The 16216-nt window shown below is 43.3% G+C and carries 18 protein-coding genes; 17 read left to right on the top strand and 1 reads right to left on the bottom strand.

Features of this window, described 5'->3' with window-relative positions; all coding sequences use genetic code 11:
- Together G4417_RS09080 and G4417_RS09075 are read left to right on the top strand one after the other, a co-directional pair.
- Window positions 1–573, top strand: a 573-nt coding sequence (locus tag G4417_RS09080) for an IS200/IS605 family accessory protein TnpB-related protein (protein ID WP_173717681.1), incomplete at its 5' end; no start/stop codon positions are given.
- A 247-nt stretch (window positions 574–820) separates the two neighbouring features.
- On the top strand, window positions 821–2884 hold the full coding sequence (locus tag G4417_RS09075) for a beta-galactosidase (RefSeq protein ID WP_173683685.1): 2064 nt from the start codon (window positions 821–823) through the stop codon (window positions 2882–2884).
- Window positions 2885–2893: 9 nt separating this feature from the next.
- On the opposite strand, the gene G4417_RS09070 is transcribed toward G4417_RS09075, so the two are convergent.
- Window positions 2894–3793, bottom strand: a complete 900-nt coding sequence (locus G4417_RS09070) for an AraC family transcriptional regulator (RefSeq protein WP_022380973.1) — start codon at window positions 3791–3793, stop codon at window positions 2894–2896.
- Window positions 3794–4196: 403 nt separating this feature from the next.
- Between G4417_RS09070 and G4417_RS09065 the strand changes: the two genes are divergently transcribed.
- The 15 genes from G4417_RS09065 to G4417_RS08995 all read left to right on the top strand — a co-directional run bounded on the left by G4417_RS09065 (window position 4197) and on the right by G4417_RS08995 (window position 16211).
- Entirely contained in the window at window positions 4197–5435 is a 1239-nt protein-coding gene (locus G4417_RS09065) for a galactokinase (RefSeq protein ID WP_173683684.1), read from the top strand.
- A 108-nt stretch (window positions 5436–5543) separates the two neighbouring features.
- On the top strand, window positions 5544–6260 hold the full coding sequence (gene pduB / locus G4417_RS09060) for a microcompartment protein PduB (protein WP_019163140.1): 717 nt from the start codon (window positions 5544–5546) through the stop codon (window positions 6258–6260).
- Between the two features lie 163 nt (window positions 6261–6423).
- Window positions 6424–6912: a DUF2798 domain-containing protein gene (locus tag G4417_RS09055; RefSeq protein ID WP_173683683.1), complete on the top strand. Its 489-nt coding sequence runs from the start codon at window positions 6424–6426 to the stop codon at window positions 6910–6912.
- A gap of 360 nt (window positions 6913–7272) precedes the next feature.
- Window positions 7273–8133, top strand: a complete 861-nt coding sequence (locus G4417_RS09050; protein WP_173683682.1) for a 4Fe-4S binding protein — start codon at window positions 7273–7275, stop codon at window positions 8131–8133.
- On the top strand, window positions 8126–8371 hold the full coding sequence (locus tag G4417_RS09045; RefSeq protein WP_019163135.1) for a sulfurtransferase TusA family protein: 246 nt from the start codon (window positions 8126–8128) through the stop codon (window positions 8369–8371). The genes G4417_RS09050 and G4417_RS09045 overlap by 8 nt, the downstream gene beginning before the upstream one ends.
- A 12-nt stretch (window positions 8372–8383) precedes the next feature.
- Complete coding sequence (locus tag G4417_RS09040) at window positions 8384–8701, top strand: thioredoxin family protein (RefSeq protein WP_173683681.1); 318 nt, start codon at window positions 8384–8386, stop codon at window positions 8699–8701.
- 16 nt (window positions 8702–8717) lie between these two features.
- Window positions 8718–8924: a sulfur carrier protein ThiS gene (gene thiS / locus G4417_RS09035; protein ID WP_173683680.1), complete on the top strand. Its 207-nt coding sequence runs from the start codon at window positions 8718–8720 to the stop codon at window positions 8922–8924.
- Window positions 8924–9733, top strand: a complete 810-nt coding sequence (gene thiF / locus G4417_RS09030) for a thiazole biosynthesis adenylyltransferase ThiF (RefSeq protein WP_173683679.1) — start codon at window positions 8924–8926, stop codon at window positions 9731–9733. Before thiS ends, thiF begins: the two co-directional genes overlap by 1 nt.
- Before the next feature lie 92 nt (window positions 9734–9825).
- Complete coding sequence (locus tag G4417_RS09025; protein WP_173683686.1) at window positions 9826–10236, top strand: M67 family metallopeptidase; 411 nt, start codon at window positions 9826–9828, stop codon at window positions 10234–10236.
- Between the two features lie 51 nt (window positions 10237–10287).
- Complete coding sequence (locus G4417_RS09020) at window positions 10288–11286, top strand: sulfate ABC transporter substrate-binding protein (RefSeq protein WP_173683678.1); 999 nt, start codon at window positions 10288–10290, stop codon at window positions 11284–11286.
- Window positions 11287–11363: 77 nt separating this feature from the next.
- Entirely contained in the window at window positions 11364–12200 is an 837-nt protein-coding gene (gene cysT, locus G4417_RS09015; protein ID WP_173683677.1) for a sulfate ABC transporter permease subunit CysT, read from the top strand.
- Window positions 12200–13024 carry a sulfate ABC transporter permease subunit CysW gene (gene cysW, locus G4417_RS09010; RefSeq protein ID WP_173683676.1) on the top strand — a complete coding sequence of 275 codons (825 nt, stop codon included), beginning with the start codon at window positions 12200–12202 and terminating at the stop codon, window positions 13022–13024. Before cysT ends, cysW begins: the two co-directional genes overlap by 1 nt.
- A gap of 1 nt (window position 13025) precedes the next feature.
- Window positions 13026–14084 carry a sulfate/molybdate ABC transporter ATP-binding protein gene (locus G4417_RS09005; protein ID WP_173683675.1) on the top strand — a complete coding sequence of 353 codons (1059 nt, stop codon included), beginning with the start codon at window positions 13026–13028 and terminating at the stop codon, window positions 14082–14084.
- Between the two features lie 115 nt (window positions 14085–14199).
- On the top strand, window positions 14200–15900 hold the full coding sequence (locus G4417_RS09000) for an adenylyl-sulfate reductase subunit alpha (protein ID WP_420314193.1): 1701 nt from the start codon (window positions 14200–14202) through the stop codon (window positions 15898–15900).
- Window positions 15897–16211: a 4Fe-4S dicluster domain-containing protein gene (locus G4417_RS08995; protein WP_173683673.1), complete on the top strand. Its 315-nt coding sequence runs from the start codon at window positions 15897–15899 to the stop codon at window positions 16209–16211. The genes G4417_RS09000 and G4417_RS08995 overlap by 4 nt, the downstream gene beginning before the upstream one ends.
- Window positions 16212–16216: the final 5 nt, after the last annotated feature.

Below are 16216 nucleotides of genomic sequence, written 5' to 3'. Positions count from 1 at the left end.
TATTTCCATAAAGAGATCGCAAGGGTGCAGGCCCATTGGTATGGACAGCAGTCCGGAAAGGGAGTAAAGCACCCGGTCACATCAAAACATATCAGGAAGTTATATAAGAGAAAACAAGACTCAGTAACGGACTATCTGCACAAGATCACAAGATATCTTGCAGAATACTGCCGGGAACAGGAGATCACCTGTGTCGTTACAGGGGATATCCGGAACATTCGGAGAGAAAAAGACCTGGGACACAGGACAAACCAGAAGCTTCACAGCCTGCCGTATAACAGGATCTACATCATGCTGGAATATAAGCTGAAAAGATATGGGATCCGTTTTGTAAAACAGGAAGAAAGTTATACTAGCCAGTGCAGTCCTCTGTCACCGAAAGTAGGGAAAAGATATGCGGAACCGTCCAACCGGAAAGAGAGAGGATCATATAGGGATGGAAACAGAGTCTATAATGCAGATGCGGTAGGCGCATATAATATCCTGAGAAAATATCACTCCGTATCAGGAGTAAAAAAAGAACTGTCCGTAACCGAACTGAAAACACCGGAAATAATAAAAGTAGCTGTATAGCTCTAAAGAGCAAACAGTAGTGGTGCCATGGATGCACCCTGAAAAAAGGCGGTATCCCGCCTTAATTCAGATGCTCTGGTAACTCAGTTACCGAGTAATTCATGAGTGGAAAGGATGTAAAACAAATAAGTAATATTTATCTGAGAGAAATAATATTTACCCGAGATATGTGATATCATATCCTGCAGATTTCAGTTAATATAAGAAAACAATTAAAAGGAACATTACAGTCAGGAGGATATTATTAATGAAGAAACTTCTCTACGGAGCAGCATATTACGATGAATATATGCCATATGACCGCCTGCAGCAGGACGTGGCAATGATGAAAAAGGCAGGGATCAATACAGTAAGGATTGCAGAATCCACATGGAGCACCTGCGAACCCCAGGAAGGTGTTTTTGATTTCTCACATGTGGAACGTGTTATGGACGCAATGGAGGAAGCCGGGATCAATGTGATCATCGGAACTCCTACGTATGCGATCCCGACATGGATGGTGAAATCCCATCCGGATGTTATGGCAGAAACTGTAAAGGGCAGAGGAATCTACGGAGCCCGTCAGATCATGGATATCACTCATCCGGTCTATCGTTTCTATGCGGAGCGTGTGATCCGCAAATTAATGGAATGCACTGCACACAGAAAATGTGTCATTGGTTTCCAGGTAGATAATGAGACTAAGTATTACGGAACAGCAGGTAAAAATGTTCAGGAGAAATTTGTGAAATATCTCCGTAAGAAATTCAATAATGATCTGGATGCCATGAATCATGAATTTGGCCTGGATTACTGGAGCAACCGTATCAATGCATGGGAGGATTTCCCGGACGTAAGAGGAACTATTAATGGAAGCCTTGGTGCAGAGTTCGAGAAGTTCCAGAGGACACTGGTAGATGAATTCTTAAGCTGGCAGGCAGATATCGTAAATGAATACCGCAGAGAAGATCAGTTTATCACTCATAATTTTGACTTTGAATGGCGGGGATATTCCTATGGAGTACAGCCTGATGTAAACCATTATCATGCAGCGAAGGCACTGACGATTGCAGGCACAGATATTTATCATCCAACACAGGATGATCTGACAGGGGCGGAGATTGCATTTGGCGGTGATATGACACGTTCTTTAAAGAGAGATAACTACCTTGTTCTGGAAACAGAAGCACAGGGTTATCCGGGATGGACTCCTTATAAAGGACAGCTCAGACTTCAGGCATACAGTCATCTGGCAAGCGGTGCAAACAGTGTGATGTACTGGCACTGGCATTCTATCCATAATTCATTTGAGACGTACTGGAAGGGACTTCTCAGCCATGACATGCAGGAGAATGCACCATATCGTGAAGCCTGCATCATCGGAAACGAATTCTCCAGGCTTGGAAGCCATCTGGTAAATCTGAAGAAGAAAAACGATGTTGCCATTCTTGTAAGCAATGAAGCATTAACAGCTCTTAAATGGTTTGGAATCGAAGCAACTGCAGCAGGAGATAACGGTATTGGATATAATGATGTTGTCCGCTGGCTTTATGATGCGCTGTTTAAGATGAATATTGAGTGTGATTTTGTATGGCCGGAATCAGACAATCTGGATCAGTATAAAGCGATCTTTGTCCCGGCACTCTATGCTGCACCGGATGAACTGCTGGAAAAACTGAAACAGTACACAGCAAATGGCGGTACACTGGTGGCAACATTTAAGACCGCATTTGCGAATGAGAATGTTAAAGTAAGCCATGAAATGCAGCCCCATATTCTGAGTAACTGTTTCGGTATCAGCTATCAGCAGTTTACTTTCCCGAAGAACGTTGGACTGACTGGAAGTATCATTGGAGAAAACAGTATATCTGAGATAGATGGAAAAAATGTGACAAAAGAAACTGCAGATGTATCTGTAGCATCAGCCAAAGTATTTATGGAGTTATTAATGCCTCAGGAAGCAGAAGTACTTGCATTCTATGACCATTATAATTGGAAGGAATACGCAGCAATCACAAAGAACCATTATGGAAAAGGAACTGCCATTTACATTGGATGTATGACAGATGACAACACCTTAAAAGCAGTGCTCGCAGAAGCACTTAACATCGCAGAAGTTGAAATCCCGGAATACAGCTGGCCGGTAATTGTAAGAAAAGGAATCAATGATCTGGATAAATGTGTCAGATATATCCTGAACTATTCTGCAGAAGAACAGAATGTTGTATATCATGGTGCAAACGGAACAGAACTGTTTTCAGAGGAATCTGTGCAGGATGGAGAAAGCATTGCTGTTCTGCCATGGAATTTGAAAATCGTGGAAGAAGCATAAAGTATAGCTTCACATATCTTTCCTTATATTCTGCTTCCTGTATTTCTGCGGGCTGCAGCCCTTCACTCTGGAGAATACCTTGGCATAATAGTTGGAGTCTGTGAAGCCGGATTTCTGGGCGACTTCCATGATGCTGTCGTCGGAGCTGAGGAGAAATTCAAGGCTCCGTTCCACCCGGTATTCCTGCAGAAATGTAAACAGGGATACGTTCATGTATCTCTTGAATAACCGGCTGCATTCGCTCTCGCAGAGGTGGATTTCCTCTGCGATATCTTTCATCTGGATTTTATTCATGTAATTGTGTTCCAGATAATCCATGATCTCACGCATACGGTTGCGTTCCAGTTTGCTGTGTTCCGTATAGGGGAGGTTCTCCGGAAGATTCTGCAGCATACAGCGCCACAGCTTTTGCAGAGTTCCGGTGATATCCAGCTCATAAAATTCCTTTTTCTCTTCATACAGAGTTATGATTTCTCTCACATATTCGGAAAAAATTTCATGCCAGGGCTGCGAATAGTCAATGTAGACTGCAGGAAGGGAGAAATTGTGTAAAAATGGCTCCACATATTTCCTGCGCAGGATACTTCCGTAGGAACCATAGATAATCTTTGGCAGAAAAGTGATGGAGACATATTTGCCGTCTTTCATATCTTCCATGAAGCCTGCGTGGAGTACATTGGCATTTCCCAGAAGGATATCTCCTGCTTTCATGTGGTAGGTACACTGGTTTACTTTATAGAGAATCTGTCCATCCAGGACAAGGGTGATTTCTATCTCAGGATGCCAGTGCCAGAGAAAGGAGCCGGATTTGTAGCCGGAAAGTTTCTCGTAGCTTACCAGCAAAGGAAATTCATCACTGCCATGTTTCTTCAGTTCTTTCTGTGAGCCGTCGGTTATGATCTCTGCCATTATATATACGTCCTCCATTGAGAATATATGATGATTTTTAATTATCCTATCTTATAGCAATTCCGGAAAATATTGCAGACAACCCGCTGCATCAGAGAAAGACCGTTATGCGAAATTGCTGTTGATGACTTATATAATATATTGTACACTTATATAGATATAAACGCAAGATTTTACTATTTTCCCCTTAGATTATCAAGGAATTTTATGACACAGCAGGGTATACTTTAATTCAAGAGTGTAGCTGATAAGGCTGCTCCCAAACTTTCATACACATATTCCCGTCTGCCGCTGGTTTTCACACCTGCACTGCCACTGTAAACCGTGAAAATTGTCAGTACATAGTACTCATAAAACTATGTATCAGCGGTCAGACCGGAAAAATGAACGGAGGATTTTTACAATGAATATTCCAAATAAAAATGAATTGACACGTATTTACGGCGAAGCAGAGAAATCAGCAGCACGTTTTCAGGCTGTAGCTGATCATTTCGCAGAAATTTACCATCATGATATAGCAGAATTTTTTACAGCACCGGGAAGAACAGAGATCATCGGAAACCATACAGATCATAATGGCGGTCGCGTAATCGCAGGCAGTATTGACATGGATACCATCGGTGCAGCTTACCCGAACAACAGCAGTGTTATCCGTATCACAAGTGAAGGATATGATAAGGAAGTTGTCGTAGACATCAATGATCTTGCCAGCGTACCGAAGGCTCAGGGAACTGTATCTCTGGTAGCAGGTATGGTGGAAGCTATTCAGAAATTCGGTTTTAAAGTAGCTGGTTTTGATGCGTATGTGACCACAAATGTAATCCGCGCAGCAGGTGTAAGCTCTTCTGCATCTTTCGAAATGCTGGTATGTTCCATCATCAATTATTTCTTTAATGATGGTGCAATGACATACATCAACTATGCAAAAGCAGGACAGTATGCTGAGAATGTTTACTGGCTGAAGGCTTCCGGATTAATGGATCAGCTTGCATGTGCAGTTGGCGGTCCGATCCTTCTGGACTTCTCAGACAGAGAGAATCCTAAATATGAGAAAGTAAACTTCTCTTTCCATGATTATGATCATCATCTTGTAATCGTTAATACAGGAAAAGGTCATGCTGATTTAAGTGAAGAATACTCTGAGATCCCTATGGAAATGAAAGAAGCAGCCAAGGCAGCAGGAGCAGAGCTTCTCTGTGAGACAACTCTTGAGAAAGTGCTTGCAAACATGGATAAGATCGATAATGACAGAGCAATCTTAAGAGCGATTCATTTCTTCAAAGAGAACGAACGTGTAGAGAGAGCTGCAAAAGCAGTTGAAGAGAAAGATGGTGCGACTGTACTGAAGCTCCTCAGTGAATCAGGAAAATCTTCCTGGGAATTACTTCAGAACTGCTATCCGATCAAAGCATATACAGAGCAGAAGATTTCTGTTGCGCTTGCTCTTACAGATCTCTTCCTTGAGAAACTGGGCAAAGGTATCTGCCGTATCCATGGAGGCGGATTTGCCGGTGTTATCATGTGCGTAGTGCCGGAAGAAGAAACAGAGAACTATGTTTCCTATATTTCTGAATTTGCCGGAAAAGAAAATGTATATCCGATGAATATCCGCGCAGTTGGTGCAGTGCATATTGCAAAATAATCTGCTAAGAAAATTCATTGCACATCAGATGTGAACATGGTAAGCTAAATATAAATGAAAAAGGCTTTTATTATCTGGAAAATATGATAGTCAGAGAGGTAATTTTATATGATAGATGTACATGAGATCAGTACACATTGTACGCGCAGTGAATTTGTAGGCACAGCAGTTCTGGATACCATCGGACTGGTGATCTCCGGAATTGATGATACTTTGCTTAAAGAGATGAATGTAGGAACGAAGTATCATTGCCTGGGATTGTTCAGTTCCCGTACAGGGGCAGCAGGGCAGCTGACTGCTATAGATGATGCGGTAAAAGCAACCAACACGGAGGTTCTTTCCATAGAATTACCAAGGGATACAAAGGGCTGGGGCGGCCATGGTAACTATATTGTTCTTGGAGGTTCTGATGTTTCCGATGTGCGTCATGCTATATCTATGGCGCTGGAGCTTACTAATAAATATGCAGGAGAGGTCTATATCAGTGAGAGCGGTCATCTGGAGTTTGCTTATTCCGCCAGTGCAGGACAGGCTCTGAATAAGGCTTTCGGAGTACCTATGGGAGAAGCCTTTGGTTTTATGGCTGGTTCTCCGGCTGCAATCGGGCTGGTAATGGCAGATACTGCGATGAAGTCGGCGTCCCTTTCTATTGCAAGATATATGACACCTGACAGAGGAACCAGTCATTCCAATGAGGTGATACTGGCTGTTTCCGGAGATGCCAGCGCTGCAAAAACAGCAGTACTGAATGCCAGACAGATTGGTCTGGAGCTTCTGATCGCAATGGGCAGCTATCCGGAGATCCCCGGGACACCCTATTTATAAAAAAATCTTGACTTTTGTATCCGGAATCCATATAATAATCAACGGTAAATTTAAGAAAAAAGATATTTGGTTTTATATTGGAAACGGTACATCCTCCTGGATGGTTATGAACAACACAAATTTCTGTTTATGTTATTCACACACTATCTAAGGAGGATTTTTTATGCCAAAAAACAAGTTTCAGGAAGTAATTTTTACGATCATCATGGTATTTGTAATGGTTTATGCCATGATCTGCTACAACATTGTATTGAATACAGGGACAATGACAAATGAGACATTTCTGTTAGCTTTTCATGAACTGACATTTATGGGACCGATTGCAGTTATTCTTGATTTCTTTATCATCGGTGGTCTTGCAAAGAAGATTGCATTTGGTATTGTGGATATGAGAAGAGATAATCCGTTCCACCTTGTACTTGCAATCTCAGCAGTATCTGTGGCATTTATGTGTCCGTGCATGAGCTTTGCAGCAACTGTGCTGATCAAACATGCATCAGTAAGTCAGATCATTCCCACATGGCTTCAGACAACAGCAATGAACTTCCCGATGGCATTCTTCTGGCAGATTTTTTATGCCGGACCATTTGTGAGATTTATTTTCGGAAAGCTTTTTCCGGAGAAAGAAAAGGCAGCAGCTTCTGCCAGATAACAGAATATTGATTTTGAATCTATAGAATCGCTATCAGGCTGTCGCACCGGTTAATCAGTGCGGCAGCCTGTTTTTTATGTTATTTTTTACAGGAAATTACCTCGTAATATTCCTGTGACATAAAAAAGCCCTCCGGGCAGGATTGCACTGGGGCGGCGAGGAGGCGTTTGGATATTGCATTTATTTCAATACACTATTGACAAATAATGTCATTTCGTGTAATATCATAGAAAACCTATCAAATAACTATGAAAACTAGAAAATATATACTGCGTTAATTCGATAAAGTACATAACAAAGTAAATAATAAATCAAAAATAAAGAAAATGCAAGAGAAATTCTGACAGGAGGGAAAGAGAAATGGCAGATTATGCAGCATTAAAAAAAGGCGGATTCATGCGCCAGAAGCAGAAAAATAATTTTTCATTAAGAATCCGCGTAGTTGGCGGACATCTGGATGCAAAACAGCTTGCAAAGGTAGCTGAGGTTTCAGAGAAATACGGTGAGGGCTATGTACATCTTACTTCCCGTCAGGGTGTAGAGATTCCTTTTATCAAGTTAGATCAGATTGATGAAGTGAAAGCAGCACTGGCAGAGGGAGATGTGGTTCCGGGTGTATGCGGACCAAGAGTTCGTACCATCACAGCCTGTCAGGGCTCGGCCATCTGTCCCAGCGGATGTATTAATACCTACGCATTGGCAGAGGAGTTGGACGAAAGATATTTTGGACGTGAGCTTCCGCATAAATTCAAATTCGGTGTTACCGGATGCCAGAATAACTGCTTAAAAGCAGAGGAGAACGATGTAGGAATCAAGGGCGGTATCAAAGTAGCATGGCAGGAAGAGAAATGTATTCAGTGTGGTGTCTGCGTAAAAGCCTGCCGTGAAGGGGCTATCACATTAGAAGATGGAAAAATCTCCGTTGATTCTTCCAAATGTAATTTCTGTGGACGATGCACCAAAGCCTGTCCTACAGATGCCTATGACAATACACACGGATATATTGTTTCTTTTGGAGGAATTTTCGGAAATCACATCAATAAAGGAAAGACAGTGATCCCATTTATTGAGGATCATGAAAAACTCCTGAAAGTCTGTGATGCAGCCATCAATTTCTTTGAGAAGAATGCAAATGCCGGTGAACGACTGAAATTTACCATCGACCGGGTAGGTGAGGACAAATTTAATAAAGAAATCCTGGAGGCATATGAAAATGAGTGAAATTAAAATTGATGATACGGTAGATATTACAGATGTTGTGTGTCCGGTAACTTTTGTAAAGGCAAAGGTAGCGCTGGAAGAACTGGATGAGGGACAGATCTTATCCATCCGAATGAATGACGGGGAACCGGTACAGAATGTACCCCGAAGTATCAAGGAAGAAGGACATCAGATCCTGAAGCTTGATGATAACGAAGACGGAACTTACACACTTTATGTGAAGAAAGTTGAAGACTGACAGGAGCGGATCATGGCAGAGAGATTAAGTGGTGAGACTTTTAAGGAAAAAGCTTTTCAGGCCGGAAAACTGACACTGATCGATTTCTATTCTGACAGCTGTGTACCATGTAAGAGAATGGTTCCGGTGCTTGCAAAGCTGGAAGAGAAATACGGTGATCAGATTTTTGTTGGAAAGGTAAATGTAGCCTACGAACAGGAACTTGTAGAGGAATATAAGGTTATGTCAGCACCTACACTGATTTTCCTGAAAGACGGAGAACAGATCGAACGACTGACAGGAGCAAAGAAGGCTGCAGAGCTGGAAGAGATTGTTGACAAGAATTTATAGAATGGAGAATAAAATTATGTTTATTACAGTAGCAGGGGAGAAAAAGGAAGTAAAAGACGGACTTACAGTTACAGAGCTGATTGCTCAGGAGGATGTGGAGACACCTCAGTATGTAACAGTTTCCGTAAATGATGATTTTATTGATCAGAAGGATTTCGAAAACTACGCATTAAAAGAAGGCGACAGCGTTGAATTCCTGTATTTCATGGGAGGTGGAAGATAGTGGCATTTACAAATGATCAGCTCGAACGTTATTCCAGACATATCATTCTGAAAGAGGTTGGAGCAAAAGGACAGAAAAAACTGCTCAATTCCAGCGTCCTGATCATCGGGGCAGGTGGACTGGGTTCACCGGCAGCTCTTTATCTTGCAGCAGCAGGTGTGGGAACTATCGGAATTGCAGACGCAGATGAAGTAGATCTTTCCAATCTGCAGAGACAGATTATCCATGCAACAAAGGATGTGGGAAAACCAAAGGTTCTTTCTGCAAAAGAATCTATGGAAGCCATCAACCCGGATGTGACAGTAAAAACTTACCAGACTTTCGTAGATTCTGAAACGATTATGGATCTGATCAAGGATTATGATTTCATCATTGACGGAACCGATAATTTTCCGGCGAAATTTCTGATCAACGATGCCTGCGTTATGGCAAAGAAACCATTTTCTCACGCAGGAATCCTTCGTTTCCAGGGACAGCTTATGACCTATGTTCCGGGAGAAGGTCCATGTTACAGATGTGTATTCAAAGATCCGCCGCCAAAGGATGCTGTACCTACCTGTAAGCAGGCTGGTGTCATCGGAGCAATGGGAGGCGTCATCGGAAGTCTTCAGGCAATGGAAGCCATTAAGTATATTCTTGGAGTTGGAGATCTTCTTACAGGATACCTTCTTACCTATGATGCACTTACTATGGAATTCCGTAAGATCAAACTTCCGCAGCACGTAAAGAATTGCCCGGTATGTGGAGAACATCCTACAATTACTGAACTGATCGATTATGAGCAGGCAGAATGTGACGGAGTTCTGTAAGGAATGTTTGGAGATTGTGAGACCTGAGAGGATATAGAACGGAGTGAACAGTAACATATTTTCTGAAGAATTGAAGCAGGAGTAAGTAAATGATGATTACAATGTCAAAAAGTGATTACGAAATAATCTTAAAGCATGCCAGAGAAAATCTTCCGGAAGAAGCCTGCGGACTGGTCGCAGGAAAAAAGGAAGGTAAGGACAAATTTATTGAAAAGGTTTACTGCCTGACAAATATTGATCATTCCAATGAACATTTTTCACTGGATCCAAAAGAGCAGCTGGCAGCAGTTAAGGATATGCGTGCCAACGGTCTGGTACCTCTCGGTAACTGGCATTCCCATCCGGAAAGTCCATCCAGACCATCAGAGGAAGACAAGAGACTGGCTTACGACAGCACAGCAAGCTACATGATTCTTTCCCTTATGGACAATGAGAACCCGGTTCTGAATTCCTTCCATATAGAAGGAACAGAATCTGAGAAGGAAGAACTTGTATTGGTGTAAAATCCCAAAGAAGAGACTGAAAAAGTCGTGGGAATACTCAGGAGATGAAACATGATCAGAAAAATATTTGCATTGAGTCTGGGGGCTGTGCTGGCATTGACACCGGTACAGGCTTTTGGAAAAACAGTATCTATTACCAATGTTTCCTACGACCCTACCAGAGAGATGTTTGAACAGTATAATAAAATATTCGAAGAACACTGGAAAGAGAAAACCGGAGAAGATGTGGAGATCACACAGTCTCACGGTGGTTCCGGGAAGCAGGCACTGGAGGTGGCCAACGGACTGGATGCAGATGTAGTGACACTGGCGCTGGAATATGATATTGAATCCATAGAGAATGCAGGGTTGATCAAGGCAGGATGGATAGACAATTTCGACAATGACAGTTCTCCCTATACATCCACTATCGTATTTCTGGTTAAGAAAGGAAATCCCAAGAAGATCCAGGACTGGGATGACCTGACAAGAGATGGGGTAGGAGTGGTAACTCCAAACCCCAAGACCTCGGGAGGTGCCAGATGGAACTACATGGCAGCATGGGCTTATGCAGATAAGAAATACAACGGAGACGAGACACAGATGAAAGATTTCATCCGGAAGCTCTACCAGAATGTAGTAGTCCTGGACTCCGGTGCAAGAGGTGCAACCACTTCTTTCGTAGAAAACGGACAGGGCGATGTGCTGGTAGCGTGGGAAAACGAAGCCTATCTTTCTATGCGTGATTACCCGGATGAGTACGAGATCGTTACCCCGAGCGTCAGCATTCTGGCACAGCCCACTGTAGCAGTGGTGGATGAGGTAGTAGATTACAGAGACACAAGAGAAGTGGCAACTGAGTACTTAAACTATCTGTATTCCGACGAAGCACAGGAAATTGAGGCAGAGAACTATTTTCGTCCAACCAATGAGAAAATTCTGAAAAAACACAGGGATGTGTTTGACTTGAGCGTAAATCTGGTAACTATCAGTGAATACGGCGGATGGGATGAAGTACAGAAAAAGCACTTCGCAGATGGCGGAATTTTTGATGAAATCTATGAGAGATAAAGAGGCAGACAGGGAAAATGCTCACTGACACAACAACAGGACCGGAACATACGAGACGAGAGAGGTGGTAATTGATTATGAAAAAAAGAAACAAACCGGTGATTCCAGGATTCGGACTCTCCATGGGGATTACCATTTCCATATTAAGTCTGGTGGTTCTGATCCCGCTTGCCAGTCTGGTGATCTACACCGCGAAATTAAGCTTTAAAGATTTCATCGAAACCATTACAAGAGCCAGAGTACTGGCATCCTTTTACACCAGCTTTATATCTGCTTTCGCAGCAGCAGTGATAAACGGGATCATGGGAACCATCCTTGCATGGGTGCTTGTGAAATATGAATTTCCGGGCAAGCGGATTATGGACGGAATGATTGAGCTTCCATTCGCACTTCCCACAGCGGTAGCAGGTATTGCGCTTACATCCCTGACTTCTGACACTGGACTGGTGGGCAGCTTTTTTGCCGGATTCGGTATCAAAATCGCATACACAAGAATCGGAATCACAGTAGCTATGATCTTCGTAGGAATTCCTTTCGTTGTAAGAAGCGTACAGCCGGTACTGGAGAAAATGGACAACTCATGCAGTGAAGCAGCCGGAGTACTGGGAGCGAAGAAATCCACCATTTTCCGGAAAGTTATTTTCCCGGAACTGAAGCCTGCAATTTTCGCAGGAACCGGACTTGCGTTTGGCAGATGCCTGGGTGAATATGGAAGCATCGTATTTATCGCAGGAAATAAGCCATATTATACAGAAATCACACCGCTGATCATTATGTCAGAGCTTCAGGAGTTTGATTATTCCAGTGCGACAGCAATAGCACTTGTGATGCTGGCGGTTTCATTTTTCATTTTGTTTCTCAACAGTATGATCCAGCAGAGAAACGCGAGAATCTTAAAAGGAGGAAATGCCTGATGGACAACAATGTAACCACTTCAGAGAAAATCACAAAATGGCTCCTGATCGGGATCAGTGTTCTGTTTCTGGCAGTAATGCTCCTCCTTCCGTTACTTACAGTAATCACAGAAGCGCTTCGAAGCGGATGGAAGGTCTACGCTGCTGCGGTGACAGATGAATACACCATCAAAGCACTTCTCCTTACTGTTAAGGCTACACTCTTCGCAGTTATCTTTAATACCATCTTCGGTGTTTTTGCAGCCTGGGCACTGACCAAGTTTCAGTTCAGGGGCAAAAAACTGCTGACAACTCTGATAGATCTTCCGGTTACCATCTCACCGGTCATTGCAGGTCTGATCTTTCTTCTGATTTTCGGACGACAGAGTCCTGTCTACTTTTTTCTTTTGAAATTCGGAATTAAGGTTGTATTCTCTGTACCGGGAATCATTATTGCAACTGTATTTGTAACCTTTCCTTTTATTTCCAGAGAGCTGATTCCGGTTCTGGAAGCAGAAGGAACGGACGAGGAAGAAGCAGCAGCCCTTATGGGAGCCGGCGGATGGACCATCTTCAGGAAGATTACCTTTCCTCATATTAAATGGGCATTGCTTTATGGCATCGTACTCTGTACAGCGAGAGCAATGGGAGAGTTCGGTGCAGTGTCTGTCCTTTCCGGACATTTGAGGGGAAAAACCAACACACTTCCTCTTCATGTAGAGATTCTATTTAATGAGTTTCAGTATGTTCCGGCATTTGCCGTATCTTCACTGCTGGTGATCATGGCAGTTATTATTCTGGTGATCCGAAGCGTGATCGAATACAAAGGAAAGAAGGAAGCCTGATATGTATGTAGAGTTAAAAAATATAAACAAGACCTATGGTTCCTACCAGGCATCAAGAAATGTGAATTTCGGAATCGAAAAAGGTAAGCTGATTGGTCTTCTGGGGCCAAGTGGAAGCGGAAAAACAACCATTCTTCGAATGATCGCAGGTCTGGAAACACCGGACAGCGGAGAGATTATTATTGACGGAAAAGTTGTCAATGATGTTTCGGCTAGTGAGCGCGGAATCGGATTTGTATTTCAGAATTATGCATTGTTCCGTTACATGACAGTCTATGACAATGTAGCGTTCGGTCTGAAGGTTCAGAAGGTGGACAAAAAGAAAATTCATGCCAGAGTCATGGAACTGATCAGGTTGGTGGGACTGGAAGGACTGGAGAAAAGATATCCAAGCCAGTTATCCGGAGGCCAGAGACAGAGAGTTGCGTTTGCCAGAGCCCTTGCCCCCAATCCTCAGGTACTGCTTCTGGATGAACCCTTTGCAGCTATTGATGCAAAAATCCGGCAGGAACTGCGAAGCTGGTTAAAGGAGATGATTGAGAAGCTGGGAATCACCAGTATTTTCGTTACTCATGATCAGGATGAGGCTATTGAGGTAGCAGATGAGATTATCATCACCAATGCAGGACGGATCGAGCAGAAAGGTACTCCGGTGGAGGTTTACAGAAATCCTGAGACATCATTTACCGCAACCTTCTTCGGACAGCCATCTGTACTGAAGAATGTGAATGATTTTCATTCTTTCAGTCTGGCAGAAGGGGCAGATAAGATTATTGTCCGTCCGGAATTTGTAAAGGTTTCCAAACTGGATGAGGTAGAGAAGTTCAGAACCTCCGTATCTCAGGGAGTGGTGGAACGGGTTTCTTTCAGAGGAGATAACCTGGAGCTTCAGGTGAGAGTGAACAATTCTGTGGTAACTGCCAGAAGAAGCCTGGAGAAAGCAGATGTCCGGGAAGGTGAGACTGTGAATGTGTTCCTCTACAGGGTTTTTGCACTGAAAGGTGACAGCGTACAGCTGATCGAGAATGAGGCTGTAAGGGATGACTTCGTAATCATCTAATCTAAGCAGATATCTAAGATTTTTACCTGAATTTTACTTAGTATTCATTCAGATAAAATGAATGGATGATATGATGAAAATAGCTATATAATTCCGGAGAGAAGAGTAAATGAGTATGAGGACAGAGAGAATCAAAACAGATGTGCTGATCATCGGCGGCGGTACAGCAGGATGTTTTGCAGCCTATGTGATCGGTCAGAAAAGCAATAAAAAAGTTCTGATCGCAGAGAAAGCGAACATTAAACGAAGCGGATGCCTGGCAGCAGGTGTGAACGCGTTAAACGCATATATTACAGAGGGCAGAGTACCGCAGGATTATGTGGACTATGCAAAAAAGGATGCCCACGGAATCGTAAGGGAAGATCTTCTTCTCACCATGTCAGAGAGATTAAATCATGTGACAAAGGTAATGGAAGACCTGGGGCTGGTTATCCTGAAGGATGAAAAGGGCAAATACGTTGCCAGAGGAAACCGAAACATTAAGATCAACGGTGAGAACATGAAGCCAATCCTTGCAAAGGCAGCAGCCGAACAGGAGAATGTTACAGTTCTGAACCATGTAAACATCACAGATTATAAAACAGAAAAGGGAAAGATCACCGGAGCTGTAGGATTCAGTGTCAATGAAGATATTTTCTATGATATTGATGCAGAAGCAGTTCTTTGTGCAACAGGCGGGGCTGCCGGACTTTACAGACCAAACAACCCGGGATTCTCCAGACATAAAATGTGGTATCCGCCATTTAACACAGGGGCAGGATATGCAATGGGACTTCTTTCCGGTGCAGAGATGACAACCTTTGAGATGCGTTTCATTGCACTGAGATGTAAGGACACCATTGCTCCGACAGGGACCATTGCCCAGGGTGTTGGAGCCAGACAGGTGAATGCACATGGTGATATTTATGAGACAAAATATGGCCTGACTACCTCTCAGAGGGTTTACGGTACAGTGATGGAGAACAGAGAAGGAAAGGGTCCGTGTTACCTCAGAACGGAAGGCATTTCCAAAGAACAGGAACAGGATCTTTACAAAGCTTACCTGAATATGGCACCGTCCCAGACTTTGAAATGGATGGAAGCAGGCAAAGGACCATCTGAAGAGAATGTAGAAATTGAAGGTACAGAACCGTACATTGTAGGCGGACATACAGCCAGCGGTTACTGGGTAGACAATAACAGAGCGACCACTATAGAAGGCTTATATGCAGCCGGGGATGTAGCCGGAGGATGCCCGCAGAAATATGTAACCGGCGCACTGGCAGAGGGTGAGATCGCAGCAGAAGCGATCCTGGAATATCTGGACAGGAAAGATGACGAAGTACAAAATCTATCTGAAATTGCAGCAGCAAAGAAATCAGAATATGAAGCTCACTTAAATGCTCCCCGTTCCCTGATGAATGCAGAACAGCTTGAGGAAGCCATGCAGAAGATCATGGATCAGTATGCTGGCGGAATCGGTACAGACTACAGATACAGCGAGACAAGTCTTGCAAAAGCAGATGAAAAGATTGCCGCACTTCTTCCTGTAGTGGACACTCTGGCAGCATCAGATACTTACGAACTGATGCAGATTTACGAACTCCGTGAACGGCTGATTGTATGCCGGGCTGTAATCGCACATCTGGCAGCCAGAAAAGAAACCAGATGGCACAGCTTCGGAGAGAATACAGATTACCCTGAGCAGAGTGAAGAGTGGATGAAATATGTAAATTCCCGTATGGAAAACGGGGAGATCAGGATTCTGTACCGTGATCTGATTACAAAAGAAAGTGCAGATTCCAATACAGTAGCGAAAGGAGCAGGTGAAAGATGAGCATTCGGATTCAGAAAAGTAAATGTGTAGGATGCGGCAGATGTATCGAAGCCTGTCCCGGAAACCTGATCAAAAAGGATAAAGAGGGCAAAGCCTTTATCCGCCAGGTCAGAGACTGCTGGGGATGCACCTCCTGTATCAAAGAATGCAGCCGTGACGCTATCCGCTTCTTCCTTGGAGCCGATGTGGGAGGCAGAGGTGCAAGTATGATCGTGTCAGAGAAACCTGACATTTCCACCTGGACAGTGGAGAAGCCGGATGGCACCCAGATTACCATTCAGGTTAATAAGAAAGATGCCAATAAATATTAAATTTA

It is taken from the genome of Blautia wexlerae, assembly GCF_013300825.1.
GTDB lineage: Bacteria > Bacillota > Clostridia > Lachnospirales > Lachnospiraceae > Blautia_A > Blautia_A wexlerae_B.
Note: the sequence above shows the minus strand (reverse complement) of the source record. Positions and strands in the feature narration are given on the sequence as shown.

Bases quoted from the DNA above. Each gene is read 5' to 3' on its own strand.
- G4417_RS08995 (WP_173683673.1), top strand. From the start codon at position 15,897: ATGAGCATTCGGATTCAGAAAAGTAAATGTGTAGGATGCGGCAGATGT.
- G4417_RS09005 (WP_173683675.1), top strand. From the start codon at position 13,026: ATGTATGTAGAGTTAAAAAATATAAACAAGACCTATGGTTCCTACCAG.
- cysT (WP_173683677.1), top strand. From the start codon at position 11,364: ATGAAAAAAAGAAACAAACCGGTGATTCCAGGATTCGGACTCTCCATG.
- thiS (WP_173683680.1), top strand. From the start codon at position 8,718: ATGTTTATTACAGTAGCAGGGGAGAAAAAGGAAGTAAAAGACGGACTT.
- G4417_RS09020 (WP_173683678.1), top strand. From the start codon at position 10,288: ATGATCAGAAAAATATTTGCATTGAGTCTGGGGGCTGTGCTGGCATTG.
- G4417_RS09070 (WP_022380973.1), bottom strand. From the start codon at position 3,793: ATGGCAGAGATCATAACCGACGGCTCACAGAAAGAACTGAAGAAACAT.
- cysW (WP_173683676.1), top strand. From the start codon at position 12,200: ATGGACAACAATGTAACCACTTCAGAGAAAATCACAAAATGGCTCCTG.
- G4417_RS09000 (WP_420314193.1), top strand. From the start codon at position 14,200: ATGAGGACAGAGAGAATCAAAACAGATGTGCTGATCATCGGCGGCGGT.
- G4417_RS09040 (WP_173683681.1), top strand. From the start codon at position 8,384: ATGGCAGAGAGATTAAGTGGTGAGACTTTTAAGGAAAAAGCTTTTCAG.
- G4417_RS09050 (WP_173683682.1), top strand. From the start codon at position 7,273: ATGGCAGATTATGCAGCATTAAAAAAAGGCGGATTCATGCGCCAGAAG.
- pduB (WP_019163140.1), top strand. From the start codon at position 5,544: ATGATAGATGTACATGAGATCAGTACACATTGTACGCGCAGTGAATTT.
- G4417_RS09055 (WP_173683683.1), top strand. From the start codon at position 6,424: ATGCCAAAAAACAAGTTTCAGGAAGTAATTTTTACGATCATCATGGTA.
- G4417_RS09065 (WP_173683684.1), top strand. From the start codon at position 4,197: ATGAATATTCCAAATAAAAATGAATTGACACGTATTTACGGCGAAGCA.
- G4417_RS09075 (WP_173683685.1), top strand. From the start codon at position 821: ATGAAGAAACTTCTCTACGGAGCAGCATATTACGATGAATATATGCCA.
- G4417_RS09045 (WP_019163135.1), top strand. From the start codon at position 8,126: ATGAGTGAAATTAAAATTGATGATACGGTAGATATTACAGATGTTGTG.
- G4417_RS09025 (WP_173683686.1), top strand. From the start codon at position 9,826: ATGATTACAATGTCAAAAAGTGATTACGAAATAATCTTAAAGCATGCC.